Below are 22,597 nucleotides of genomic sequence, written 5' to 3' on the forward strand. Positions count from 1 at the left end.
CCATGGAGGTGGTGATTGCACCGGCCATCGTGCAGCAGGCAGCCCAGTGGATGGCGCGCCTGTGGTCCGATGACGCCAGCGACGCGGACCGGGATGCCTGTGCCCGCTGGTGTGCCGCCCATCCGCACCACGCCATCGCCTGGCAGCGTTTGCAGGCGTTCGAAGGCAAGCTGCACAGCGTGCCGCGCGACGCGGCCCGGCACGCGCTGCGCGAACCGGCGCCGGCCGCCTACCTGAACCGCCGCCGTGCCCTGAAACTGCTGGCCGTGTTGCTGCCCGTGGGCGGCATGGCGTACCTGCTGCGCGGCACGGATGCCTGGCAAGTGGCCACGGCAGGGCATAGCACCGACACGGGCGAGATCCGCGAGATGACCTTGCCTGACGGCACGCGCGTGATGCTCGCTTCCGCTTCCGCCATCGATGTGCGCTTCGACGCCAGCGAGCGCTTGCTGATCCTGCGCAGCGGCGAAATCCTCGTCACCACGGCGCACGATCCCGACCCGGCGCAGCGGCCTTTCCGCGTGCAGGGCCGCCACGGCACGGTGCAGGCGCTGGGTACGCGTTTTACCTTGCGGCAAGACGAATACACGTCGCGCGTGGCCGTCTTCGAGGGCGCCGTCGAAATACGCCTCGCGCATGCGCCGGGCCACGCCGTGGGCATCGCCACGGGCTACAGTGCCATCTTCTCGGCGGACATCGTGCAATCGGCCGCCCCCGTGCCTGCCAGCGCGGCGGCCTGGACGAAGGGCGTGCTGGTGGCCGACAACATGCGCCTGGACGAGCTGCTTGCGGAACTGGCCCGTTACCGCCCCGGCCTGCTGCGCTGCGACCCGGCCGTGGCCAGCTTGAGCGTCAACGGCGTGTTTTCCCTGCGCGACACGGACCGCGCCCTGCACAACCTGGCGCTGGCCTTGCCCGTGCAAATCGTTGCGCGCACGCGCTACTGGGTGACCGTGCAAGCCATACCCTAAGCCTCTGCCTGACAATTTCGCGGGCCTGATTGAGGGTTTTGCATTCTCGTTCGGGATATAGGGTGAGAGCCACCCTTAATCATTGACCTTATGCACGTTTTCCCCCGCCTTTCCCATGAGTAGCCCAAGCCGCCAGGCCGGCCCGATCAGCCGGATACTCCAGCCCATCCGCGGACGCCTGATCGCCGCCGCCGTGCTGGCCGGCACGGGTTCCATGCTGACCCTGGTGCCGCTGGCCGGCATCGCGCAGCTCGCGCACATCGCCCTGAACCCCGCGCTGGCGCAGGGCGATGTGTGGCAGATCATCCTCGTCAGCGTCGCCTGCCTGTTTGCCGGCATGGCCCTGATCTCGCTGGGCGAGCTGGCCGCGCACCTGGCCGACAACCGCCTCACCCATCAACTGCGCCTGCAAGCCATGCAGCGCCTGGGGCAAGTGCCGCTGGGCTGGTTCACCAGCCGCGCTTCGGGCGAGGTCAAGCAGGCGATGCAGGACGATATCAATACCCTGCACAGCCTCACCGCGCACTTCTACACGACGACGGGGCGCGCCGTGGGCGCCATCGCCATCTCCGTCATCTATCTGTTCGCCATGGACTGGCGCCTGGCCATCGTTTCGATATTGCCATTTCCCGGCTTTTTCCTGTTCTTCGGCCGCGCCATGAAAGCCAGCGGCGGCAACATGGAACAATTCGTCGCCGGCATGGGGCGCATCAACAATGCCGTGGTGGAGTTCGTCAGCGGCATTCCCGTGGTCAAGGCCTTTGGCGCCACGGGACGCGCGCATGGCAGCTACCGCACTGCCGTCGATGCGTTTGCCACGGCGTTCGCCGCGTTTACGCATCCGCTGGTCGGCTCGATGGCGAATGCCAATGCCCTGATCGCGCCCGTCGCCGTGCTGGGCGTGGTGGTGCTTGCCGGCACGGCCTTCGTGGCCCTGGACTGGATGGCGCTCGTCGATATCCTGCCGTTCGCCCTCGTGGCGCCCGGCATTTCCGCACCGATGCTGCTGCTGCACTACCTCACGCATGACCTCAACAACGCCACGGGCGCGGCCCAGCGCGTGCAAGCCTTGCTCGATACGCCCGTGCTGGCGCAGCCGGCGCCCGGGCAGCAGCAGTTGCCCATCGGCACGGAGATCCGCATGGAGAATGTGGGCTATGCCTACGATGGCCAGAACAAGGTGCTGTCGGACATCACGCTGACCTTGCAACCCGGCACGGTGACGGCCATCGTTGGCGCTTCCGGTTCCGGCAAGTCGACCCTGGCGCGGCTGCTGCTGCGCTTTTTTGATCCGACCGAAGGACGCATCACCTTGGGTGGCGTCGACCTGCGGCACATCGCCACGCCCGAGTTGTACCGGCGCATCGGTTTCGTGCTGCAGGAAGTGCGGCTGATCCACGCCAGCGTGCGCGAAAACATCGCGCTGGGCCGGCCATCTGCCAGCACGCATGAGATCGAAGCGGCGGCGCGCGTGGCGAATATCCACGAGCGCATCCTGGCCTTGCCACGCGGCTACGATTCCGTCATCGGCGAGGATGCGCAACTGTCCGGCGGCGAGTTGCAGCGCGTGAGCATTGCCCGCGCCGTGCTGCTCGATCCAAACGTGCTGGTGCTCGATGAAGCGACGGCGGCGGCCGATGCGGAAAACGAAGTGGCGATCCAGGACGCCTTGTCGCGCTTTGCGCAAGGCCGCACCTTGCTGGTGATCGCGCACCGGCTCGACACCATCATGCATGCCGACAACATCGTCGTGGTCGAGAACGGCGTCATCGTCGAGCAGGGCAGCCATGCCGGCTTGCTTGCCCACCAGGGCCGCTATGCGCAACTGTGGGCGCTGGGCGGCTACCAAGCCACCTCGGAAGAAACGGTGCTCCCATGCTGAAAACATTCATTCAATTGCTGGGCGACGATGCGCCCGTGTTCCGCCGTTATGTTGCCATGGCACTCGCGTATGGCGTGCTCAGCGGGCTGACGATCACGGCGCTGGTGCTGGCCCTGGGCCGGCTGCTGGCTGGCGACCTGGACGGCGCGGCCCTGTGGCTGCTGGTGCTGGTGGTTGGGCTGGTCGCCTGCTGGGCCTGGCGGCGCCAGGTGGAAAAGGCGGGCGTGCGCGTGGGCGTGACGGTCTTGCAGGGCGCGCGCCAGCGCCTGGGCGACCATGTGGCGCGCCTGCCCGTCGGCTGGTTCACGCCGGACAACACGGCGAAACTCGGTCACGTCATTACGCAAGGCATGATGAATGTGGCGCAACTGCCTGCCCATGTGCTCACACCCGTCATCTGCGGCGCCGTCACGCCCGTCGTGATGGCCGCTGCGCTGTTTGCGCTGCACTGGCAGCTGGGTCTCATCGCGCTGCTGGCACTCCCCCTGCTGGCGGGCGCCTTGCGGCTCACGGCGCACCTGGGCCAGCGCGCGGACGACGCCTATCACCACCATTTTGCCCAGACCAGCCAGCGCCTTGTTGAGTTTGCGCAAGCCCAGTCGGTACTGCGTGCATTTAACGGTGAAAATGTGGATGGTGGCACGCGTTTCCTCAAGCAAGCCATCGACGCGCAGCGCCACTCAGGCACGCGGCTGATCTATCTTTCCGCGCTGTCTTCCGTGCTCAATGCCTGGACCGTGCAAGCCATCTTCGCCGCCTTGCTGGCCGCCGCCGCGAGCCTGCTCGGTACGGTAGCGGTGGCAGACGCCATCGCCATCATCGTGGCCTTGCTGCTGGTGGTGCGCTTTGTCGACCCGCTGCAGGAAGTGGCCAGCTATGGCGAAGTGCTGCGCGGCGCGCGCGGCCCGCTCGATGCGGCGCGCGATATCTTTGCCGTGCAACCGCTGCCGGAGGTACACGAGCCGCAAGCGCCGCGCGATGGTTCCGTTGAGTTGCGCGACGTGGCTTTCCGCTATGCACAGGATCAGCCGGACGTCTTGACGGACATCAACCTGTACATCGCGCCGGGCAGCATGACGGCGCTGATCGGCGCCTCCGGCTCCGGCAAGACGACCCTGGTGCGCCTGATGGCGCGCTTCTTTGACGCCAGTGCAGGCACGGTGCTGGTGGGCGGCGTCGATGTACGGAATATGTCCAGCGAGCAATTGGCTGGCCAGACCAGCCAGATATTCCAGGACAGTTATTTGTTCCAGGGCAGCATCGGCGACAACATCCGCATCGGCAAGCCGGATGCGACCGAGGCCGAGGTGCTGGAAGCGGCGCGCCAGGCGGGCGTGGCCGAGATCATCGCCCGCTTGCCGCAGGGACTCGCTACCCTGGTCGGCGAGGGCGGCGCGCGCCTGTCCGGCGGCGAACGCCAGCGCATCGCGATTGCCCGCGCGCTGGTCAAGGATGCACCGATTCTGCTGGTCGATGAAGCGACGGCCGCGCTCGACGCGGAAAACCAGGCCGCCATCGCCGAAGCGCTGGCGCGGCTGCGCGGCAAGCGCACGGTGATCGTCATCGCCCACCAGCTGTCGACGGTGGCCATGGCCGACCAGATCGTCGTGCTCGATGGCGGCATGCTCCGTGAGCAGGGCGCGCCAGCCACCTTGCGTGAGCAGGGTGGCCTGTATGCCCACTTCCTGGCCCAGCGCCAGGCGGCCAAGGGCTGGCGCATCGCCGCGCCCGCGCCGGAGTCCGGCATTTGACACACGCGCGGCTGTTTTCCCTGTTCTTTCTGCTGTGCGGTGCTTCGCTGCTGGTGGGCGCCAGGCAGATGGAGTGGGCACAGCTGTTGTCCTCGTCCGACGCGCTGTCCGCCGATGCCTGGCTGACCCTGACGGCCAGCCGGCTGCCCCGCCTGGCGGCGCTGGTGCTGACAGGTGTCGGCCTGTCCGTGTGCGGCGTCATCCTGCAGCACATCGTGCGCAACAAATTCGTCGAGCCGGCCACCTCGGGCGGCCTCGACGCGGCCAAGCTGGGCATCCTCGTGGCGCTGACCGTGGCGCCCGCGGCGGGCACGGCCGGCAAGATGGCGTTCGCGCTGGCCTTCTGCCTTGCCGCCAGCGTACTGTACGTGGCCCTGATCCGCCGCATCCGCTTCAAGAACACAATCCTGGTGCCTGTCATCGGTCTCGTGTATGGCGGCGTGCTCGGCGCCGTGGCCGAGTTTTATGCCTATCGCAACAATATGTTGCAAAGCATGCAGGGCTGGCTGCTCGGCGATTTTTCCCGCATCGTGCAGGGCAACTATGAAATCATTTATCTGATCCTGCCCATCGTTGTCCTCACGTATGTGTACGCGCAGCGTTTTACCGTGCTGGGCATGGGTGAGGACATGGCTACCAGCCTGGGCCTGAACTATGCGGGAACGGTGGCGCTGGGCCTGTTGCTGGTGGCCGTCACGGTGGCGGCCACGGTGATCACGGTAGGGGCGATTCCGTTTGTCGGCCTCGCCATCCCCAATCTGGTAGCCTTGCGCTACGGCGACAATCTGGGCCGCACCTTGCCCCTCGTCGCCCTGTGCGGCGCGTCGCTGCTGCTGGCTTGCGACATCGCCGGGCGCTTGCTGATCTACCCGTTCGAAGTGCCGATTGGCCTGACGGCGGGCGGCGTGGGTGGGCTGCTGTTCCTCATATTGATCATCCGGGGGCGGCGATGAGGCGGCTATTCAAGCAGCGGACGCTGTGGCTGGCCGTGCTTGTTTTGGCCGTGGCTTTCCTCTGCATTGGCGCCAATCTTGACTTCGATTACGTCATCCCGAAGCGCCTGTCGCGGCTGGCTGCCATCGCCATCGGCGGCGTTTGCGTGGCCGTGTCCTCGATCGTGTTCCAGACCATCGCCGGCAACCGGATACTGACGCCGGCCGTCATGGGTTACGAAGCCGTCTACCTGCTGCTGCAATCGTTGCTGATCCTGGCGATGGGCATGCACAGCGTAGTGCTGCTGGGACAGAACGGCAATTTTGTCGTGTCGATCTCGCTGATGCTCGCGTATTCCTGGGCCATCCACTATTGGCTGTTTCGTGATGGCAAGAACAACGTGTATTTCCTGTTGCTGCTGGGTTTTGTGCTGACGATGGTGATCGGCACGTTCACCCAGTTCATCCAGCTGCGCATCAGTCCCGGCGAGTTCGCCATTTTGCAAGGTTTCAGCCAGGCCTCGTTCAACAAGGCGCAGCCCGCACAATTGCTGACCTCGGCCGTGCTGGCGGGCGCCGCCTGCATGGCTGTGCTGAAAACCTTGCCGGCGCTCGACGTGCTGGCGCTGGGGCGCGAGCAGGCGATATCGCTCGGTATCGATTACCGGCGCATGGTGCAGCTGCAGCTGGCGCTGATCGCCGTGCTGGTCGCCGTGTCGACGAGCTTGCTGGGCCCCACGGCCTTCATGGGTATCTTTGTGGCGAACACAACGTATGCCCTGGCCCGCACGGCGCGCCACCGCGTCACCTTGCCACTGGGCTGCGCCATCGCCATCGCCATCTTCCTGGCCGCCCAGTTGCTGGTCGAGCACGTTTTCAATTACCGGACCACGGTTGGCATCCTCGTCAATCTGGTGTGTGGCGCGTATTTCCTCGCGCTCATGGTCCGCACCCGAGGCACCGCATGATCCACGTCAAACAGATTGAAAAAAGCTACGGCGCCAGGTGCGTGCTGGACAAGGTCAGCGCGCAGTTTCCCAAGGGAAAAGTGACTTCCCTGATCGGCCCGAATGGCGCCGGCAAGACCACCTTGCTGATGCTCATCGCGCGCCTGCAGGAAGCGAATGGCGGCGACATTACGGTGGGTGGGCGCAGCATCGCGGCCATCAAGATCCAGGACTATGCGCGGCAAGTGGCCACCTTGCGCCAGTCGCCCGATTTTCACTTGCGCCTGACGGTGGAAGAGCTGGTCGCCTTCGGCCGCTTCCCCTACAGCCGTGGCGCACTGACGACGCAGGACGGGCAAGCGATCGATGACGCCATCGCCTTTTTGTCGCTGGAAAATTTGCGCGCCGCCTACGTCGATGAACTGAGCGGCGGCCAGCGGCAGATGGCCTTCCTGGCCATGACGATCGCCCAGCAGACCGATATTTTGCTGCTCGACGAGCCGCTCAACAACCTCGACATGAAGCACGCCGTGCAGATCATGCGCGCGCTGCGCCGCCTGTGCGACGAGCAGGGCCGCACCGTGATCCTGGTGATCCACGACATCAATTTCGCAGCCAATTATTCGGACCACATCGTCGCCATGCAGGGCGGCGCCGTGCGCTTCATTGGCCCCGCGCATGAGGTCGTCACCGAGGAGCGCTTGCGCGCGCTGTACGACATCGATTTTCACATTGTGCGCAATGAGCGCGGCTGCGTCTGCAATTACTTTACCCCCACAGGAGCTTGAGATGATCTGGAACAAACCCCGTCTGGCAATCGCCGTGCTGCTCGCCGCCATGGCCGCCCTGCAAGGCTGCACCGACAAGAGCACGACGACGGCAGCAGCGCCTGCCTCGGCGTTTACTCCGATCACAATCGAGCACAAGCTGGGCACGACGGTGATCAAACAGCGTCCGCAGCGCGTGGCCGTGCTGGACATGAACGAAGTCGATTTCCTCGACCAGCTGGGCGTGCCAGTGGCCGGCATGGTGAAGGATTACGTGCCGCATTTCCTCACCCGCTACAAGGATGACCAGGCCATCCGCGACCTGGGCGCCATCGTGCAGCCCAATCTCGAGCATATCCATGCGCTCCAGCCCGATCTGATACTGATGACGTCGATCCAGGCCAACCATTACAAGGAACTGAGCCAGATCGCGCCGACCTTGCATTTCGACGTGGATTACCAGAACAGCGAGAGCAAGCACATCGAGGTGGTCAAGCAACACTTGCTGACCCTGGGCCGCATCTTCGGCAAGGAAGACCTCGCCAGCCAGAAAGCGCAGGAGCTTGACGCGAAGGTGGCGGACGCGCGCAAGGTGACGCAGGAACGTCCCGAGAAGGCGCTGATCGTCTTGCACAACAATGGCGCCTTCAGTTCATTCGGCGTGCAGTCGCGCTACGGTTTTGTCTTCGATGCGCTGGGCGTGAAACCTGCCAGTTCGGCCATCGAAGCGGGCTTGCATGGCCAGCCGATTTCCAGCGAGTTCATCCAGCAAGCCAACCCCGACATCATCTATGTGGTGGACCGCACGGCCGTGATGGAACACCGTCCCGTCATGACGGCCGAGCAGATGGCCAATCCGCTGCTGCGCCAGACCAATGCCTGGAAGAACGGCCGCGTGGTCTTCGTCGATGCGGATGCCTGGTACATCACGGCGGCCAGCGTGACGTCGCTGAAGCGGGTGATCGACGATGTGCTGAAAGGCTATCAGTAACCGCCATATTTCGTAATGAGTCGTATTTAGATTGAGGGTTTTGCCTTTTCGTTCGGGAGATAGGGTGAGAACAAGCAATCATCCCATCTGAAAGGATTTACCGTATGACACACCGCATGGCAACGCGCCACCTTCCCGCCTTGAACCTGAGCCGCATCGCCACCGCCGTGCAACTGGCGCTCATCACGGGCTTGACCGTGGGGGCGCTGGGCGTGGCGGCTCCGCCGGTCTTTGCACAAGCGGGGGCGGGGCAGGCCCGGCAAGCGTTTAGCGTGCCGGCCGGTGCGCTGGGTCTGGCGCTCAATACCTTTGCCGCCGAGGCGGGCGTGGAATTGACGGTCGAGGCTAGCCTGCTGCAAGGCAAGAACAGCGCCGGCTTGTCCGGCAGTTACAGCGTGCCCGAAGGCTTTTACGAATTGCTGCGCGGCCACGGCTTGCAAGCTGTGCGCGAGGGTAATGGCAGCTATACCTTGCGCCGCGAACCGGCGCACAGCGCCGCCGCCGAGGCCGCCGCGACCATGCCGGCCGTGACGGTGTGGGGCAAGGGCAACACGGTGACAGATGCCTATGCAGGCGGGCAAGTGGCGTCCGGTGGCCGCGTGGGATTCCTGGGCGACAAGGATTTCATGGAAACCCCGTTCAACACCATCAGCTATACGGATAAATTTATCGAAGACCGCCAGGCGCGCGACATCACCGATGTGATTTCCGCCACCGACCCTACCGTTTTCAGCAGCGGCATGACGGGCATCATCGGCGAGAACTATTCGATACGGGGCTTCAGCTCGAATATCGGCGATGTCGCGTTTGGCGGGCTGTACGGCATCTCGCCCTACTACCGCACCTCGCCTGAAATGTTCGAGCGCATCGAGGTACTGAAGGGACCGTCAGCATTGCTCAATGGCATGCCACCGGGCGGCTCGGTAGGCGGCAGCATCAACCTCGTGCCCAAGCGCGCGGGTGACGTGCCGTTGGCGCGCATGACGGCATCGTATATGTCGGATTCGCAGTTCGGTGGGCATATTGATCTGGGTCAGCGCTTTGGCGAGCATAAACAGTTCGGCATCCGCGTCAACGGCGTCTACCGCGATGGCGACGGCGCCATCGACCACCAGAAAAAGAAGACCCGGCTCGTTTCCGTGGGCCTGGACTGGCGTGGCAACGGCGCGCGCCTGTCCGCCGACCTGTATCACAGCGAGGACCGCGCCGATGGCTTGAACCGGGGCGTCAACCTGGCGCCAGGCTTGCCCGTGCCGCGTCCGCCGAAAGCGGAAACCTTGTTGAATCCCAGCTGGGCGTTTTACGATACCAAGGACAAGGGCGCCATGCTGCGTGGCGAGCTGGACTTGAACGCGCAGGTGATGGCGTATGCCGCCGTGGGCGCCAGCCGGGCCGATTACCAGTCGACGGGCGCGTACCTGATCCAGGTGTTCAACACGGCCGGCGACTACCGCACCAATCTTGCCGACCTGGGTTTTGACGTGGAAAAGCAGTCGGCGGAAATTGGTTTGCGGGGCAAGCTGCGCACGGGCGACATCGGCCATCAATGGGCCGTCAACGCCACGTATTATCACCACACGGACAAGCAGTACGGGCGCCGTAATACCCTGGCGAAAGACTGGATCACGAATATCTATAACCCCGTCTGGGGACCGGCGACGCGCTTCGAGGCACCGCAAATTTCCAAGGCGGCACTGCGCCTGGCCAGTGTCGGCCTGGTCGACACGCTTTCTTTTGCGCAAGATACCGTGCAGCTGACGGTGGGCTTGCGCCGCCAGGAAGTACTCAGCGATAACTTCAATATCAAGACGGGCGCGCGCACCTCGCGCTATGACGAAGGCGCCACCACGCCGGCCGTCGCCCTGCTGGTCAAGGCCAGCAAGACTATCTCTCTGTACGGCAACTACATCGAAGGCTTGAGCCAGGGCGCCACGGCGCCGCTGACGGCGGCCAACTCGGGCGAAGTCTTTGCGCCCTACAAGTCGAAGCAGGCGGAGCTTGGCGTCAAGGTCGACCTGGGCGAGTTCGCGAATACGCTCAGCTTGTATGAAATCAAGCGGCCCAGCAGCTATGTCGATCCAGTCAGCAATCTCTTTTCCTTCGGTGGCGAACAGCGCAACCGTGGCGTCGACTGGGGCTTCTTCGGTTCGCCCCTGCGCGATGTGCGCCTGATGGGCGGCGTGGCGTATGTCGACCCCGTCTTGAGCAAGACCGTGGGCGGCAGCAACCAGGGCAAGCAGGCCACGGGCGTGCCCAAGCTGCAAGCCAAGCTGGGCGTCGAGTGGGATACGCCCGCCATCCCCGGCGTGACCCTGACGGCGAATGCGACGGCGGCATCGAAGCAATACATCAATGCCGACAATTCGATGTCCGTGCCGGGCCGCACCGTGTTTGACCTGGGCGCCCGCTATGCGATGCAGGCGGCTGGCCGGCCCCTGACCGTGCGCGCCAGCGTGACGAACGTCGGCAACCGGGCGTACTGGGCGCTGCCGCAATGGACCAGCCTGGGCCTGGGCGCACCGCGCACCGTCATGTTGTCGGCCACGACGGAGTTTTAAGCCGTCTTGCCGTTACTCGTCCGGGCCCCTTGCCAGACTGTCCGAGCGGCGCCACGTCCACAGCAGGCCGATGCCGGCCGAGGTGCCGCTGTTCTGGCGCAGCAGGGGGCTGGCGCGGTTGGCGGCGCCTGAGTAGTTGTCGTAGCGCAAAAAGGCAAAGGCACGCCAGTCCCGCTGCAGCCGGTACGAACCGCCGAGGCCCACGCGTGTGAGCATCAGCCCGCTTTTTGCCGCATACGCGGGGCGCTGACCGGTGGCAAACGCGGGGCTGACGCCATACAAGTAATCGTTGATGGCGGTATTGCCCAGCACGGCGCCCAGGCTGGCATCGACGTGCCACGCCTGCTGCTCGCCTTGCAGCCCGTACACGAGGCGCGGCTCGAACGTGGCGCCCTGGCGGCGCAGGCCGCCGCGCGCTTCGATGACGGCGCGCAAGGGCAGTTCCAGACCCAGGCGGCTGTGCTGCGTCGGCTCGGCCAGCTTGATTTTCAGGCGCGGGCCAAACTCCACCAGGGTGCCCAGGTCCGGCATGCCGCGCCGGGCCGGCACGTCGCTGGAGCGGGCCGGCAAGGACAGGGCAAAACCGATATCGAAGTCGAGGCGATCCGTATTGAGCAGGCGCGCACCCACGCCGGAGCGGTCGGCACGCAACACTTTCCCCCGATAAATCAGATAGGGCAGGGCCAGGTTGCGCGTCGAGCGTTCGCTGGCGCCCGGATAGGCGGGCGTGACGGCCGTGCCGCCAAACACGCCCGCTTCCCATAAGGGCAGCGGTGGTTCGACGGCGCGCGCCTGCGCCATCGCCGCGAAGAGGGCGCCGGCGGCCAGCAAGGTGCGTGCGATATTCATCGAGGAACTCCGCAGGGTTTGCCGGCCTGTAGCGATTCCAGCGCCTTGTCGCTGAGCGCGCTTGATTGACCGCTTTTCTTTGCCAGCGCGATGGCCTGGCGGAAATGAAATTCGGCCGCATCGTAGCGGCAGGCCCCGCTGGCGGCGCGTCCCGCCTGGTGGTGCAGGTGAGCTTGCCAGGCGCCATCTCCATGACCCAGTTCGGCATTGTCGGCCGCGGCCGCGTAACTGCGCATGGCCCGCTCCCAGTCGCCCTGGCTGGCCGCCTCTTGCGCGAACTGTTCCTGTTGCGCCGCCGTGCGCAGTTCGATTTGCGTGGAGCAGGCGCTCAGCGCCATCAGGATGAGCGGCAGGACGAGGCGGGCGCGGAGGGGGAGTAGTGTGGACATGGCGCCACTGTAGCGCATGGGAAGGCGCACACGTTTGCGCGGGACGCATGAATTGGGGGATTCGTGCGGCACTGATGACATATAATTTGCACACGACTTTGTTATTTTTGACAGTACACCTCACGGGAGCACCATGTTTTCACGCAAATTCCATTCTTGTGCACAGCTGATGCTGGCTACCATGCTGATGGGCTTTATCGCCGCGTCCCCCGCGCGCGCGCAGCAGGCGGCCGTCAAATTGCCGAATGTGGTGATTCTGGCCACGGGCGGCACCATCGCCGGCAGCGGCGCCGACAGCACCACCACCGTCGGCTACACCTCGGCCACCGTGGGCGTCGAGCGCCTGATCGCGGCCGTGCCGGAATTGAAAAAAGTGGCGAACGTGAAAGGCGAGCAAGTGTTCCAGATCGCCAGCGAAAGCATGGGCAATAGCCACTGGCTGGCCCTGGCCAAGCGCATCAACGTGCTGCTGGCCTCGAACGATGTCGATGGCGTGGTCGTGACGCACGGCACCGACACCATCGAGGAAACGGCGTATTTCCTGAACCTGACCGTGAAAAGCCACAAGCCGGTCGTCGTGGTGGGCGCCATGCGTCCGTCGACGGCCATCTCGGCTGACGGTCCGATCAACCTGTACAACGCCGTGATGCTGGCAGGCAGCAAGGAAGCCGTGGGCAAGGGCGTGCTGGTGGCCTTGAACGATCAGATCAACGCTGCGCGCGAAGTGACTAAAACCAACACTTCGACCACCGACACCTTCAAGTCGCCGGAACTGGGCATGCTCGGCTATATCCAGGGCAGCAAGGCCTTTTTCTACCGCCAGTCGACGCGCAAGCACACGCTGGAATCGGAATTTGACATCAGCAAGCTCGATGCCCTGCCGCAAGTGGACATTGTGTATGGCTATGCCAACATGAACCGTGTCGGCATGGACGCCTTCATTGCCGCCGGCGCCAAGGGCATCATCCACGCGGGCGTGGGCGATGGCAGCGTGGCCGCGCAAATGAAACCGGCCCTGGTGGAAGCGCGCCAGAAGGGCGTGCTGATCGTGCGTTCGAGCCGTGTCGGCCAGGGCATCGTGGCGCGCAATGGCGAAGCCAACGACGATGAACTTGACAGTGTCGTGTCCGACACCCTGAACCCGCAAAAAGCCCGTATCCTGCTGATGCTGGCTTTGACCAAAACGAATAGCACGCAAGAAATCCAGCGTATTTTCTACACGTATTGATCCTTCTCATGCCAGGCCAGCCTTATTGGCTGAGCCTGGCCGATTTACGCTTGCCCGCTTTGCTGCCATACTTCGCTTCTGAATAACTTCCTGGCAGAAGCAGCAACACTGTTCCTTGTCACTGGTTCATGGCTATCCTGTCCGACATCATCCTGTATCCGATCAAATCGTGCGCCGGCATCCATTTGCGCGAGGCCGTCCTGACGCGTTCAGGGCTGATGAGCGAGCACGTGTTCGACCGCGAATGGATGGTGGTGGACGCGCAAGGCCGCTTCCTGACCCAGCGCGAACATCCGCGCATGGCGCTGATCGTGCCGTCCATCAAGGCCACCACGCTGGAATTGCGCGCGCCGGGCATGTTGCGGCTGGAAATCGAGCTGGGCTTGCCGCATCCGCAACTGGCACCGATGCTGGACGTGCAAGTGTGGGACGATAGCGTGCGCGCCTACGATTGCGACGACGTCACGGCCACCTGGTTTTCCAACGCCATCGGCGTGTCGTGCCGCCTGGTGCGCTTTCACCCGGACGTGGTGCGCGCCACCAGCACCAAATGGACGGACGGCGTGGCTGCCGAGACCATGTTTGCCGATGGCTACCCGGTGCTGATCGCCGGTGCCGCTTCGCTCGATGATGTCAACGACAAGCTGCGCGCCGCCGGCCGCGAAGTGCTGCCGATGAACCGTTTCCGCCCCAACCTCGTCATCGGCGAGATCGGCGCCTTCGAGGAAGACTACGCCGACTTCCTGCAATTCGGCGCGACCGTGTTAAAACCCGTCAAGCCGTGCTCGCGCTGCCCGATCCCGTCGGTGGACCAGGCCACGGGCGTGCCCGGACCGGACCCGCTCGACGTCATGCATGGCTATCGCGCCAAGCCCGAGCTCGACGGCGCCATCTGCTTCGGCATGAACGCCATCGTCACCGATGGCGGCGATGAGCGTATCGTGGTGGGGCAGGACATCGGTTTCGAACTGGCATTTTAAGCATGGCGCCCGCACAGAAGGGTTTAAGGTTTCTATGAATCAAGCAATACCGCCGGACCCGCGCATTGCCAGCCTCGAAGCCGAAAACCAGGCCTTGCGGGCGCGCATGGCTTTCCTGTTGGAACAGGTCGAGCGCAACCACGACATCATGTGCCGCCACCAGGCGTTTGACCTGGAAATCGTCAGCGCGTCCACGTTTCCCGAACTGATCGGCACCATCTTCCGCACCTTGCCCGTGATTTCCGACCTCGACGGCGTTACCTTGAGCCTGCTCGACGAGGATGACGATATCGTGCTGGTGATGGAAAAGCTGGGCGTCGATTTCAGCGCCTTCCCGCAGTTGCTGTTCGTGCATGCCGTGGCGGAGCTGGGTTTTGCCGCACCAAAGCCCGTGGCCGAGGGGGAAGCGGCCTTGCCGCCGCTGCCGCTGCTGGGCGCCTTCGATGCGGCCGTGCATGGCCCGCGTTTTCCGCAGATCGACGCTCTGCGCAGCGTGGCGCTGGTGCCCTTGCTGCGCAACAAGCGCCTGATTGGCAGCCTGAACCTGGCCAGCAGCGACGTGACGCGCTTTACGCCCGCGCTGGGTACGGATTTCATCAAGCACATGGCGTCCATCATCGCCATTTGCCTGGAAAACGTGATCAGCAATGAAATGCTCAAATACATCGGTTTGACCGATTCCCTGACGGGCGTCTACAACCGCCGCTATATCGACCGCCGCCTGCTGGAAGAAATCGCCCGCGCGCGGCGCCAGAATTATTGCATCTCATGCATGTACATCGACATCGATCATTTCAAATTGGTCAATGACACGCATGGCCACCAGGGCGGCGATGAAGTGCTGCGCGAAGTGGCCACGCGCATCCGCACGGAATTGCGCCGCTCCGATGCGCTGGGCCGCTTCGGCGGTGAGGAATTCGTCGTGCTGCTGATCGACGCCGACCTCGACAGTGCCACGTTCGTGGCCGAACGCATCCGCGCCAGCATCGCCGGCACCATGTTCGACTTGCCGGGCAGCGCGCAAGCGTGGGTCAGCGTGTCGATCGGCGTGGCCAGCCTGGAAGCGGACGCGGCGCTACTCCCCATCGAAACGGTGGCGCAGCAACTGGTGGCGCACGCCGACCAGGCCCTGTACCAGGCCAAGGCCGATGGCCGCAACAAGGTCATCAGCTGGCAGGCGCAGTCAGGTTAATTATTTAAGTAGTAATGTTTCTGCTTTGGCCACGGCGTCGGCCGTGCCGCGCAGCACCACCACGTCGCCGCTGGCCAGTTGCGTCTCGGGGGTGACATCGAGGCGGCCTCGGCCGCGGCGGATGGCCGTGACAAACGCGCCGCAGCCGGCCACGTCGATCGCACTCAAGGGCAAGTCCACGCAGTGCGCGCCTTCGCTGACGGTGACCGTATGCAGGCGTTCCAGTTCGGCATCGTCGCCCGCGTCGCTGGAGCCGTGGAAATAGCCGCGCAGTGACGCATAGCGCTCCTCGCGCGCCGCCTGCACCCGGTGCACCACGCGGCGCAGGGGCACGCCCATCATGATCAGCGCATGCGAAGCGAGCATCAGGCTGCCTTCCATCAATTCCGGAACCACTTCGGCAGCGCCCGCCTTCTTCAATTGGTCGAGGTCGGTATCGTCGTGGCTGCGCACGATAACGGGCAAGGTCGGGGCCATTTCGTTAAGCAAATGCAATAACTTCAGTGCCGAAGGCGTGTTCGCATACGTGATCACCACGGCGCTGGCCCGGTAGATGCCGGCCGCCACCAGGCTTTCGCGCCGTCCCGCGTCGCCATACGAGACATGCGCGCCGGCCAGCTGCGCTTCCTGCACCCGCTCCGGGTCCAGGTCCAGCGCGTGGTATTCGATTTTTTCTTCCGCCAGCAGGGTGGCCAGGCTTTGCCCGCTGCGCCCGAAGCCGGCGATCAGCACGTGCTTTTGCGAGGCCATGGTGCGCGTGGCGATCTTGGTCAGGGCCAGCGACTGCATCATCCAGTCGTTGGCCGCCAGTTTCATGACGATGGCGTCGGACTTGGCGATGAGGAAGGGCGCCACCAGCATCGACAGCACCATCGACGCGAGCACCACCTGCACGACGAACGGGTCCATCAGCTTGATGCCGCCGGCCAGGTTCAGCAGCACGAAGCCGAACTCGCCCGCCTGCGCCAGTCCCAGCCCCGTGCGCAAGGCCACGCCGTTGCTGGACCCGAACAGCCGGGCCAGGCCCGCGATCAGGGCGAATTTCAGCAGCACGGGGCCACACAGCAAGAGCAGCACGAGCCACCAGTTATCGAGCACCACGCGGATATTGAGCAGCATGCCGACGGTGATGAAGAACAGGCCCAGCAGCACGTCCCGGAAGGGCTTGATATCTTCTTCCACCTGGTGCTTGAATTCCGTCTCGGAAATGAGCATGCCGGCAACAAACGCGCCCAGGGCCAGCGACAGCCCGGCCCGCTCCGTGATCCAGGCCGCGCCCAGGGTGATCAGCAGCAGGTTGAGCATGAACAATTCTTGCGAGCGGCGCTTGGCGACGATGGTCAGCCAGCCGCGCACCATCTTCTGGCCGATGAACAGCAGCAAGATCAGCACCACCAGGGCCTTGCCGCCGGCCCAGGCCAGGGTTTCGGCCAGGTTGTCCGAATCGCGCGTGAGGGCGGGAATGAGGATCAGCAGGGGCACGACGGCCAGGTCCTGGAACAGCAAGATGCCGATGATCTTGCGGCCGTGTTCGCTTTCGAGTTCCAGCCGCTCCGTGAGCATTTTCGAGACGATGGCCGTCGACGACATGGCCAGCGCGCCGCCCAGGGCGAACGCGGCTTGCCAGCTCAGGTGGATGTAGGCGGACAGATAGCGCGCGACGAACCAGCCGAAGACGACGGTGGCGATGATGGTGGTGACCACCTGCGCCATGCCAAGGCCGAAGACGATGCGCCGCATGGCGAGGAATTTGGGTAGAGAGAACTCAAGCCCGATGGAAAACATCAGGAAGACGACGCCGAACTCGGCCAGGGTGTGGCTGGCTTCGTTTTCCGCTGCCAGGCCCAACGCGTGGGGACCGATGACGATGCCAACGGCCAGGTAGCCCAGCATGGGCGGCAAATGCAACATTCTGAAAGCGACCACGCCCAGCACGGCGCTGCCGAGTAACATCAGGGTCAGTTCAAGCGAGGAAAACATGGGTTGCCCGGTACGGTCAATGGAAATCGTTGTTTGTTGTGACTGGCAAGTTTTTTGCTTTCCTAATTCGTTTATACTTTGGGCATGAGTGTAACCCATGAAAAAACAATGCTGAAAGCTTTTGATCGAATTGACATGCAAGCGACGACCGAGCGCGCTGTCGCGCTGGCCCGCACCACCTTGCAGATCGAGTCCGACGCCATCGTTGCGCTGCACGCGCGCCTGGCCACGGACGACAGCGTGGGCCGCGCCGTGGCGATGTTGCTGCAATGCAAGGGAAGAGTTGTCGTCTCCGGCATCGGCAAATCCGGCCATATCGCGCGCAAGATTGCCGCCACCCTCGCTTCCACCGGCACGCCGGCCCTGTTCGTGCATCCGGCCGAAGCGGCCCATGGCGACCTGGGCATGGTCACCTCGGAAGATGCTTTTATTGCCATATCGTACTCCGGCGAATCGTCGGAACTGATGGCCATCATGCCCGTCGTCAAGCGCATGGGTGGCGTGCTGATTTCCATGACGGGTAAACCAAATTCGAGCCTGGCCCAGCTGGCCGACGTGCACCTGGATGTTTCTGTTGAGAAAGAAGCCTGTCCGCTGAACCTGGCGCCGACGGCCAGCACCACCGTCACCCTGGCCCTGGGCGACGCGCTCGCCGTGGCCTTGCTCGACTTGCGCGGCTTCAAGGAAGAAGATTTTGCCCGCTCGCATCCGGGCGGCGCCCTGGGCCGCCGCCTGCTCACGCACGTGCATGACGTCATGCGCAGCGGCGAACGGGTGCCGAAGGTACCCGTGCAGGCTTCCCTGCTGCAGGCGCTGGAAGAAATGACGAAGAAGGGCATGGGCATGACGGCCGTCGTCGATGCCGACGACCGCCCCGTGGGCGTGTTTACGGATGGCGACTTGCGCCGCATGTTCGAGCGCGTGCAGGATTTCACGCAAGTGGCGATCCGCGACGTCATGCATGCGCAGCCGCGCAGCATCGCGCCCGAACGCCTGGCCGTCGACGCCGTGGCCGTGATGGAGCAGTTCCGCATCAACCAGATGCTGGTCGTCGATGCCGACGGCAAGCTGGTGGGCGCGCTGCATATCCATGATCTGACGCAAGCGAAGGTGATCTGATGGATAGCGTAGCGGACAACCTGGCGCGCGCGGCCAAGGTCAAACTGATGATCTTTGACGTCGATGGCGTGCTCACCGACGGCAGCCTGCATTTCGGCCCGGACGGCGAGATGATGAAAACGTTTAATGTGTATGATGGCCTGGGCATCAAGCTGCTGCAGGAATCGGGCGTGCAGACGGCCATCATCAGCGCGCGCCGCTCGGCCATCACGGCACGCCGCGCGCAAGACCTGGGCATTACCCATGTGCATCAGGGCGGCCACGACAAGCTGACGCCGTTTCGCGAACTGCTGGCGCTGACGGGCTTGACGGAAGAGCAATGCGGCTATATTGGCGACGACGTCATCGATGCGCCCATCCTGAAACGCGTCGGCTTTGCCGTCAGCGTGCCGGGCGGGCGTCCGGAAGTGCAGGGCCTGGCGCACCATGTGACGCAGGCCGGCGGCGGCCGCGGCGCGGTGCGCGAGATCTGCGAATTCCTGCTGCGCGCCCAGGACAACTATGCGCGCGTCATGGCGCCGTTCCTGGAGTGAGGCGCGCCTTGCCAGTGACATTTGAAAGAGTGAAGCCCTATGCGTAAGCCAGGAGGCGCCCATCGCTGGCGCATGATTTTTACCGTGCTGGGCGCGGTTGTTGTCGCGCTGGCCAGCTTTTGGCTGCTCGAGGTGATGAACAAGAATAGCCAGGACATCACGGCCAGCAAGCATCTGGATGAGCCTGACTATTTCATCACCAATTTCAGCCTGGTGCGCATGGACTTGACGGGTAAGCCCAGCTATATCGTGTCGGGTACCAAGCTCACGCATTATCCGCTGGACGATTCGTCCGATATCGACCAGCCTTTCGTGCGCAAGCTCACGCCAGGCATGCCGCCAATGAACATGAATGCGGAACTGGCGCATATCGACCAGGACAATACCCGGCTGCAACTGCACCGCAAGGTCGTGATCGACCGCGTGGCCAGTCCGAAGGCGCAGAACCTGACGGTCAAGACGGAAGCGCTGACGGTGTTCCCGGATGAGGAAAGAATGGAAACGGACGTGCCTGTCGATATCCTGACGGGCGCCTCGCGCATCAATGGCGTCGGCATGAAGGCGAATAACGCCACCGGCGTGGTGGAAGTGCAGAATGCGCTGCGCATGGTCCTCCCGCCGAAACCGCGCCCGGCCGCGGCGGCAAAATGACAGAATGAAACAAGGAAACCATACTATGAAGAACATCTTGCTGTTGACCGTATTGTCCCTGGCCATCATGGGCGGGGCGCATGCCGAGAAGGCCGATTCCGAGAAGGAAGCCGTCATCACGGCACGTAGCGGCCACGTCGATGACATCAAGCAGGTGCGCACCCTGACGGGCGACGTCGTGCTGGTCAAGGGTACCCTGACCATGAAGGCGGGCCGGGCCCTGATCACGGAAGACCCGCAAGGCTACCAGTTCATTACCTTCTGGGCCGACCCCGGCAAGCTCGCCACCTTCCGCCAGAAGCGCGATGGCGCGGGCGACCTGTGGGTGGAAGGCGAAGCGGAGCGCGTGGAATACGACAACAAGACGGAAGTGGTGAAACTGTTTTCCAGAGCCAAGCTGACGCGCCTGGAAGGCGCGAAAGTGACCGATGTGGCGAATGGCGCCTTCATCTCGTATGACAGCCGCAAGGAAGAATTCGCGATGGAAAATTCCAACAGCGGCACCAGCACCGCGGATGGCGGCAGCGTGCGCATGGTGATCCAGCCGAAGACCAAGGCGCCGGCAGCGGAGAAAGCGCCGGCCACGCCCGCGCCAGGAAAGAAATAATGGACAATACACGTTGCGGCAGCACCCTGATCGTTCGCGGTCTGCAAAAAACCTATGGCAAGCGGCAAGTCGTGCATGATGTTTCGCTGCAGGTCGAATGCGGCGAAGTGGTGGGTTTGCTGGGCCCGAACGGCGCCGGCAAGACCACATCGTTCTACATGATCGTCGGCCTGGTGCCGTCCGATGGCGGCAGCATCGATATCAGCGGCGTGGACATTTCCAGCCTGCCGATCCACCGCCGCGCGCAGATGGGCCTGTCCTACCTGCCGCAGGAAGCATCCGTCTTCCGCAAGCTGACGGTGGAAGACAATATCCGCGCCGTGCTGGAAATCCAGACCGTCGAAGGCCGTCCGCTGACGAAGGCCGAGATCGAGGAGCGGCTGGATAAATTGCTGGCTGACTTGCAGATTGAAAAGCTGCGCGAGAACCAGGCGCTGTCGCTGTCCGGTGGCGAACGCCGCCGCGTGGAAATTGCCCGTGCGCTGGCCACCGATCCCCGTTTCGTGCTGCTCGACGAGCCGTTCGCCGGCGTCGATCCGATCGCCGTGATCGAGATCCAGCGCATCGTGCGTTTCTTGAAGGAGCGCAATATCGGCGTGCTGATCACCGATCATAATGTGCGCGAGACGCTGGGTATTTGCGACCGTGCCTACATCATCAACCAGGGCTCGGTGCTGGCGTCGGGACGCCCCGACGACATCATCGCGAACGAGTCGGTACGCCGGGTCTATCTGGGCGAACACTTCCGCATGTAAGCCAATGAAACAATCATTGCAGCTGCGCACTTCGCAGCACCTGGCACTGACGCCGCAGTTGCAGCAATCGATACGCCTGTTGCAATTGTCTACCCTGGAATTGCACCAGGAATTAGAGCAATTGCTGACGGATAATCCCTTGCTTGAACGCCTCGACGATCCGCTCGACCGTTCGCTGCGCCTGTTGTCCGACGGGGCCTTGAGTTCCACGGCAGCGCCGGCCGAAGCGCCACCCCAGCCGCCAGGCCAGGACGCGCCCGCCGCGCCGGCCGAAGCGGAAACCTTTGATGGCGAGGCGGGCGACAGCCCGGCCGCCGTAGAAGGCGGCGACAGCGACTGGAGCGAGGCGAGCCGGGGCAAGGCGCCCGACGATGAAGATTCGCGTCCGCAACTGGAGGCCCATCACTGCACCCTGCGCGAGCATTTGATGGAGCAGATGCGCGTGACGGTGCTGGAATTGCGCGACCGCGCGCTGGTCGAGCTGATCATCGACGCGCTCGACGACAATGGCTACCTGGAAGAGTCGCTCGACGACATCCTGGCGCGCCTGCCGGAAGAGCTGGAAATCGACGCCGACGAGATGCGCACGGCTTTGTCGCTGCTGCAAAGTTTCGATCCGCCCGGCGTGGGCGCGCGCAATGCGTCCGAATGCCTGGCGCTGCAAATCAAGCGCTTGCCGCACATCGCCATGGTGACGCGGCGCATGGCCCTCGTCATCGTCGAAAAGCACCTGGCCTGGTTTGCCCAGCGCGATTTCAACAAGCTGAAAAAAGCCCTCGATTGCGACGATGAAGACTTGCGCGAGGCGCAGACGGTGATTCGCCAGTGCAATCCGCATCCGGGTGCCGTATTCGCCTCGGACGTCTCCGATTACGTGGTGCCCGACGTCGTCGTCAAGCGCGCGCGCAATGGCTGGCAAGTGACCCTGAACAACGACGTCATGCCGCGCCTGCGTGTCAACGCCATGTACGCCAACTTGCTCAAGCAGGGCAAGGGCGAGGGCGCCATGGGCGCACAGTTGCAGGAAGCCAAGTGGCTGATCAAGAATATGCGCCAGCGCTTCGACACCATCCTGCGCGTGGCACAGGCGATAGTAGAAAGACAAAAGAACTTTTTCTCGCATGGGGCCGTTGCCATGCGCCCCCTTGTGCTCCGTGAAATAGCTGATACACTGGGTTTACACGAGAGTACTATCTCGCGGGTAACAACTCAAAAGTACATGCTGACCCCGCACGGCATGTTCGAGTTGAAATATTTCTTTGGTAGCCACGTCGCCACCGAAGCGGGGGGCGAAGCGTCATCGACGGCGATACGGGCATTGATCGTGCAACTGACAGGAGCAGAAGACCCTAAAAATCCTTTATCCGACAGTAAGATTGCGGACATGCTGGGGGAACAAGGCATGGTGATTGCGCGACGTACTGTTGCCAAATACCGGGAAGCGTTGAAAATTCCGCCAGTGAGCCTGCGTAAGTGTTTGTAAGTTTTTTTCGGTTCCTCTGCGGGCCGGATAGG

The 22,597-nt window shown here is 63.6% G+C and carries 20 protein-coding genes; 17 read left to right on the forward strand and 3 right to left on the reverse strand.

Going from position 1 to position 22,597, the window contains the following annotated elements; all coding sequences use genetic code 11:
- Positions 1 to 2: 2 nt before the first annotated feature.
- The 8 genes from CSQ93_RS13510 to CSQ93_RS13545 all read left to right on the forward strand — a co-directional run bounded on the left by CSQ93_RS13510 (position 3) and on the right by CSQ93_RS13545 (position 10,799).
- Positions 3 to 971: a FecR domain-containing protein gene (locus CSQ93_RS13510; protein WP_099378472.1), complete on the forward strand. Its 969-nt coding sequence runs from the start codon at positions 3 to 5 to the stop codon at positions 969 to 971.
- A 115-nt stretch (positions 972 to 1,086) separates the two neighbouring features.
- Positions 1,087 to 2,853, forward strand: coding sequence for an ABC transporter ATP-binding protein (locus CSQ93_RS13515; RefSeq protein ID WP_099378473.1), 1,767 nt, complete (start codon positions 1,087 to 1,089; stop codon positions 2,851 to 2,853).
- Positions 2,847 to 4,604, forward strand: a complete 1,758-nt coding sequence (locus CSQ93_RS13520; RefSeq protein ID WP_099378474.1) for an ABC transporter ATP-binding protein — start codon at positions 2,847 to 2,849, stop codon at positions 4,602 to 4,604. Before CSQ93_RS13515 ends, CSQ93_RS13520 begins: the two co-directional genes overlap by 7 nt.
- Positions 4,601 to 5,557: an ABC transporter permease gene (locus CSQ93_RS13525; RefSeq protein WP_099378475.1), complete on the forward strand. Its 957-nt coding sequence runs from the start codon at positions 4,601 to 4,603 to the stop codon at positions 5,555 to 5,557. Before CSQ93_RS13520 ends, CSQ93_RS13525 begins: the two co-directional genes overlap by 4 nt.
- Positions 5,554 to 6,504 (forward strand): iron chelate uptake ABC transporter family permease subunit, encoded by a 951-nt coding sequence (locus CSQ93_RS13530; protein ID WP_099378476.1) that lies wholly within the window; start codon positions 5,554 to 5,556, stop codon positions 6,502 to 6,504. The genes CSQ93_RS13525 and CSQ93_RS13530 overlap by 4 nt, the downstream gene beginning before the upstream one ends.
- Positions 6,501 to 7,271 carry an iron ABC transporter ATP-binding protein gene (locus tag CSQ93_RS13535; protein WP_099378477.1) on the forward strand — a complete coding sequence of 257 codons (771 nt, stop codon included), beginning with the start codon at positions 6,501 to 6,503 and terminating at the stop codon, positions 7,269 to 7,271. The genes CSQ93_RS13530 and CSQ93_RS13535 overlap by 4 nt, the downstream gene beginning before the upstream one ends.
- A 1-nt stretch (position 7,272) precedes the next feature.
- Complete coding sequence (locus tag CSQ93_RS13540) at positions 7,273 to 8,241, forward strand: siderophore ABC transporter substrate-binding protein (RefSeq protein ID WP_099378478.1); 969 nt, start codon at positions 7,273 to 7,275, stop codon at positions 8,239 to 8,241.
- Positions 8,242 to 8,345: 104 nt separating this feature from the next.
- A complete protein-coding gene (locus CSQ93_RS13545; protein ID WP_099378479.1) occupies positions 8,346 to 10,799 on the forward strand; it encodes a TonB-dependent receptor in 2,454 nt (817 codons plus the stop codon).
- Positions 10,800 to 10,811: 12 nt separating this feature from the next.
- Here the strand turns inward: CSQ93_RS13545 and CSQ93_RS13550 are convergent, their stop codons facing one another.
- Positions 10,812 to 11,648 (reverse strand): MipA/OmpV family protein, encoded by an 837-nt coding sequence (locus CSQ93_RS13550; RefSeq protein ID WP_099378480.1) that lies wholly within the window; start codon positions 11,646 to 11,648, stop codon positions 10,812 to 10,814.
- Positions 11,645 to 12,037, reverse strand: coding sequence for a hypothetical protein (locus CSQ93_RS13555; protein ID WP_158301220.1), 393 nt, complete (start codon positions 12,035 to 12,037; stop codon positions 11,645 to 11,647). Before CSQ93_RS13555 ends, CSQ93_RS13550 begins: the two co-directional genes overlap by 4 nt.
- 133 nt (positions 12,038 to 12,170) lie before the next feature.
- Between CSQ93_RS13555 and CSQ93_RS13560 the strand changes: the two genes are divergently transcribed.
- The 3 genes from CSQ93_RS13560 to CSQ93_RS13570 all read left to right on the forward strand — a co-directional run bounded on the left by CSQ93_RS13560 (position 12,171) and on the right by CSQ93_RS13570 (position 15,437).
- Positions 12,171 to 13,265: a type II asparaginase gene (locus tag CSQ93_RS13560; protein ID WP_099378482.1), complete on the forward strand. Its 1,095-nt coding sequence runs from the start codon at positions 12,171 to 12,173 to the stop codon at positions 13,263 to 13,265.
- A gap of 128 nt (positions 13,266 to 13,393) precedes the next feature.
- Positions 13,394 to 14,245 carry an MOSC domain-containing protein gene (locus CSQ93_RS13565; protein WP_099378483.1) on the forward strand — a complete coding sequence of 284 codons (852 nt, stop codon included), beginning with the start codon at positions 13,394 to 13,396 and terminating at the stop codon, positions 14,243 to 14,245.
- 34 nt (positions 14,246 to 14,279) lie between these two features.
- Complete coding sequence (locus CSQ93_RS13570; protein WP_099378484.1) at positions 14,280 to 15,437, forward strand: GGDEF domain-containing protein; 1,158 nt, start codon at positions 14,280 to 14,282, stop codon at positions 15,435 to 15,437.
- Here CSQ93_RS13570 and CSQ93_RS13575 read toward each other — a convergent pair whose 3' ends face one another.
- A complete protein-coding gene (locus CSQ93_RS13575; protein ID WP_099378485.1) occupies positions 15,438 to 17,417 on the reverse strand; it encodes a monovalent cation:proton antiporter family protein in 1,980 nt (659 codons plus the stop codon).
- 84 nt (positions 17,418 to 17,501) lie between these two features.
- Between CSQ93_RS13575 and CSQ93_RS13580 the strand changes: the two genes are divergently transcribed.
- From CSQ93_RS13580 to CSQ93_RS13605, 6 genes are read left to right on the forward strand one after another with little or no spacing between them, the layout of a single operon-like run.
- Positions 17,502 to 18,536, forward strand: a complete 1,035-nt coding sequence (locus tag CSQ93_RS13580; protein WP_442778323.1) for a KpsF/GutQ family sugar-phosphate isomerase — start codon at positions 17,502 to 17,504, stop codon at positions 18,534 to 18,536.
- On the forward strand, positions 18,536 to 19,069 hold the full coding sequence (locus CSQ93_RS13585; protein ID WP_034778379.1) for a KdsC family phosphatase: 534 nt from the start codon (positions 18,536 to 18,538) through the stop codon (positions 19,067 to 19,069). Before CSQ93_RS13580 ends, CSQ93_RS13585 begins: the two co-directional genes overlap by 1 nt.
- A gap of 39 nt (positions 19,070 to 19,108) precedes the next feature.
- Positions 19,109 to 19,720, forward strand: a complete 612-nt coding sequence (gene lptC / locus CSQ93_RS13590) for an LPS export ABC transporter periplasmic protein LptC (RefSeq protein WP_233516169.1) — start codon at positions 19,109 to 19,111, stop codon at positions 19,718 to 19,720.
- A 25-nt stretch (positions 19,721 to 19,745) separates the two neighbouring features.
- The gene (lptA, locus tag CSQ93_RS13595; protein WP_099378488.1) at positions 19,746 to 20,327 is read left to right on the forward strand and encodes a lipopolysaccharide transport periplasmic protein LptA; all 582 of its coding nucleotides are present in this window, start codon (positions 19,746 to 19,748) and stop codon (positions 20,325 to 20,327) included.
- Positions 20,327 to 21,082, forward strand: a complete 756-nt coding sequence (lptB, locus tag CSQ93_RS13600; protein ID WP_099378489.1) for an LPS export ABC transporter ATP-binding protein — start codon at positions 20,327 to 20,329, stop codon at positions 21,080 to 21,082. Before lptA ends, lptB begins: the two co-directional genes overlap by 1 nt.
- Positions 21,083 to 21,086: 4 nt before the next feature.
- Entirely contained in the window at positions 21,087 to 22,565 is a 1,479-nt protein-coding gene (locus tag CSQ93_RS13605; RefSeq protein ID WP_099378490.1) for an RNA polymerase factor sigma-54, read from the forward strand.
- Positions 22,566 to 22,597 lie beyond the last annotated feature (32 nt).

The organism is Janthinobacterium sp. BJB426, assembly GCF_002735705.1.
Classification (GTDB): domain Bacteria; phylum Pseudomonadota; class Gammaproteobacteria; order Burkholderiales; family Burkholderiaceae_D; genus Janthinobacterium.

Coding starts and splice junctions, on each gene's coding strand:
- CSQ93_RS13510 (WP_099378472.1), top strand. CDS start 3: ATGGAGGTGGTGATTGCACCGGCCATCGTGCAGCAGGCAGCCCAGTGG.
- CSQ93_RS13515 (WP_099378473.1), top strand. CDS start 1,087: ATGAGTAGCCCAAGCCGCCAGGCCGGCCCGATCAGCCGGATACTCCAG.
- CSQ93_RS13520 (WP_099378474.1), top strand. CDS start 2,847: ATGCTGAAAACATTCATTCAATTGCTGGGCGACGATGCGCCCGTGTTC.
- CSQ93_RS13530 (WP_099378476.1), top strand. CDS start 5,554: ATGAGGCGGCTATTCAAGCAGCGGACGCTGTGGCTGGCCGTGCTTGTT.
- CSQ93_RS13535 (WP_099378477.1), top strand. CDS start 6,501: ATGATCCACGTCAAACAGATTGAAAAAAGCTACGGCGCCAGGTGCGTG.
- CSQ93_RS13540 (WP_099378478.1), top strand. CDS start 7,273: ATGATCTGGAACAAACCCCGTCTGGCAATCGCCGTGCTGCTCGCCGCC.
- CSQ93_RS13545 (WP_099378479.1), top strand. CDS start 8,346: ATGACACACCGCATGGCAACGCGCCACCTTCCCGCCTTGAACCTGAGC.
- CSQ93_RS13550 (WP_099378480.1), bottom strand. CDS start 11,648: ATGAATATCGCACGCACCTTGCTGGCCGCCGGCGCCCTCTTCGCGGCG.
- CSQ93_RS13555 (WP_158301220.1), bottom strand. CDS start 12,037: ATGTCCACACTACTCCCCCTCCGCGCCCGCCTCGTCCTGCCGCTCATC.
- CSQ93_RS13560 (WP_099378482.1), top strand. CDS start 12,171: ATGTTTTCACGCAAATTCCATTCTTGTGCACAGCTGATGCTGGCTACC.
- CSQ93_RS13565 (WP_099378483.1), top strand. CDS start 13,394: ATGGCTATCCTGTCCGACATCATCCTGTATCCGATCAAATCGTGCGCC.
- CSQ93_RS13570 (WP_099378484.1), top strand. CDS start 14,280: ATGAATCAAGCAATACCGCCGGACCCGCGCATTGCCAGCCTCGAAGCC.
- CSQ93_RS13575 (WP_099378485.1), bottom strand. CDS start 17,417: ATGTTTTCCTCGCTTGAACTGACCCTGATGTTACTCGGCAGCGCCGTG.
- CSQ93_RS13580 (WP_442778323.1), top strand. CDS start 17,502: ATGAGTGTAACCCATGAAAAAACAATGCTGAAAGCTTTTGATCGAATT.
- CSQ93_RS13585 (WP_034778379.1), top strand. CDS start 18,536: ATGGATAGCGTAGCGGACAACCTGGCGCGCGCGGCCAAGGTCAAACTG.
- lptC (WP_233516169.1), top strand. CDS start 19,109: ATGCGTAAGCCAGGAGGCGCCCATCGCTGGCGCATGATTTTTACCGTG.
- lptA (WP_099378488.1), top strand. CDS start 19,746: ATGAAGAACATCTTGCTGTTGACCGTATTGTCCCTGGCCATCATGGGC.
- lptB (WP_099378489.1), top strand. CDS start 20,327: ATGGACAATACACGTTGCGGCAGCACCCTGATCGTTCGCGGTCTGCAA.
- CSQ93_RS13605 (WP_099378490.1), top strand. CDS start 21,087: ATGAAACAATCATTGCAGCTGCGCACTTCGCAGCACCTGGCACTGACG.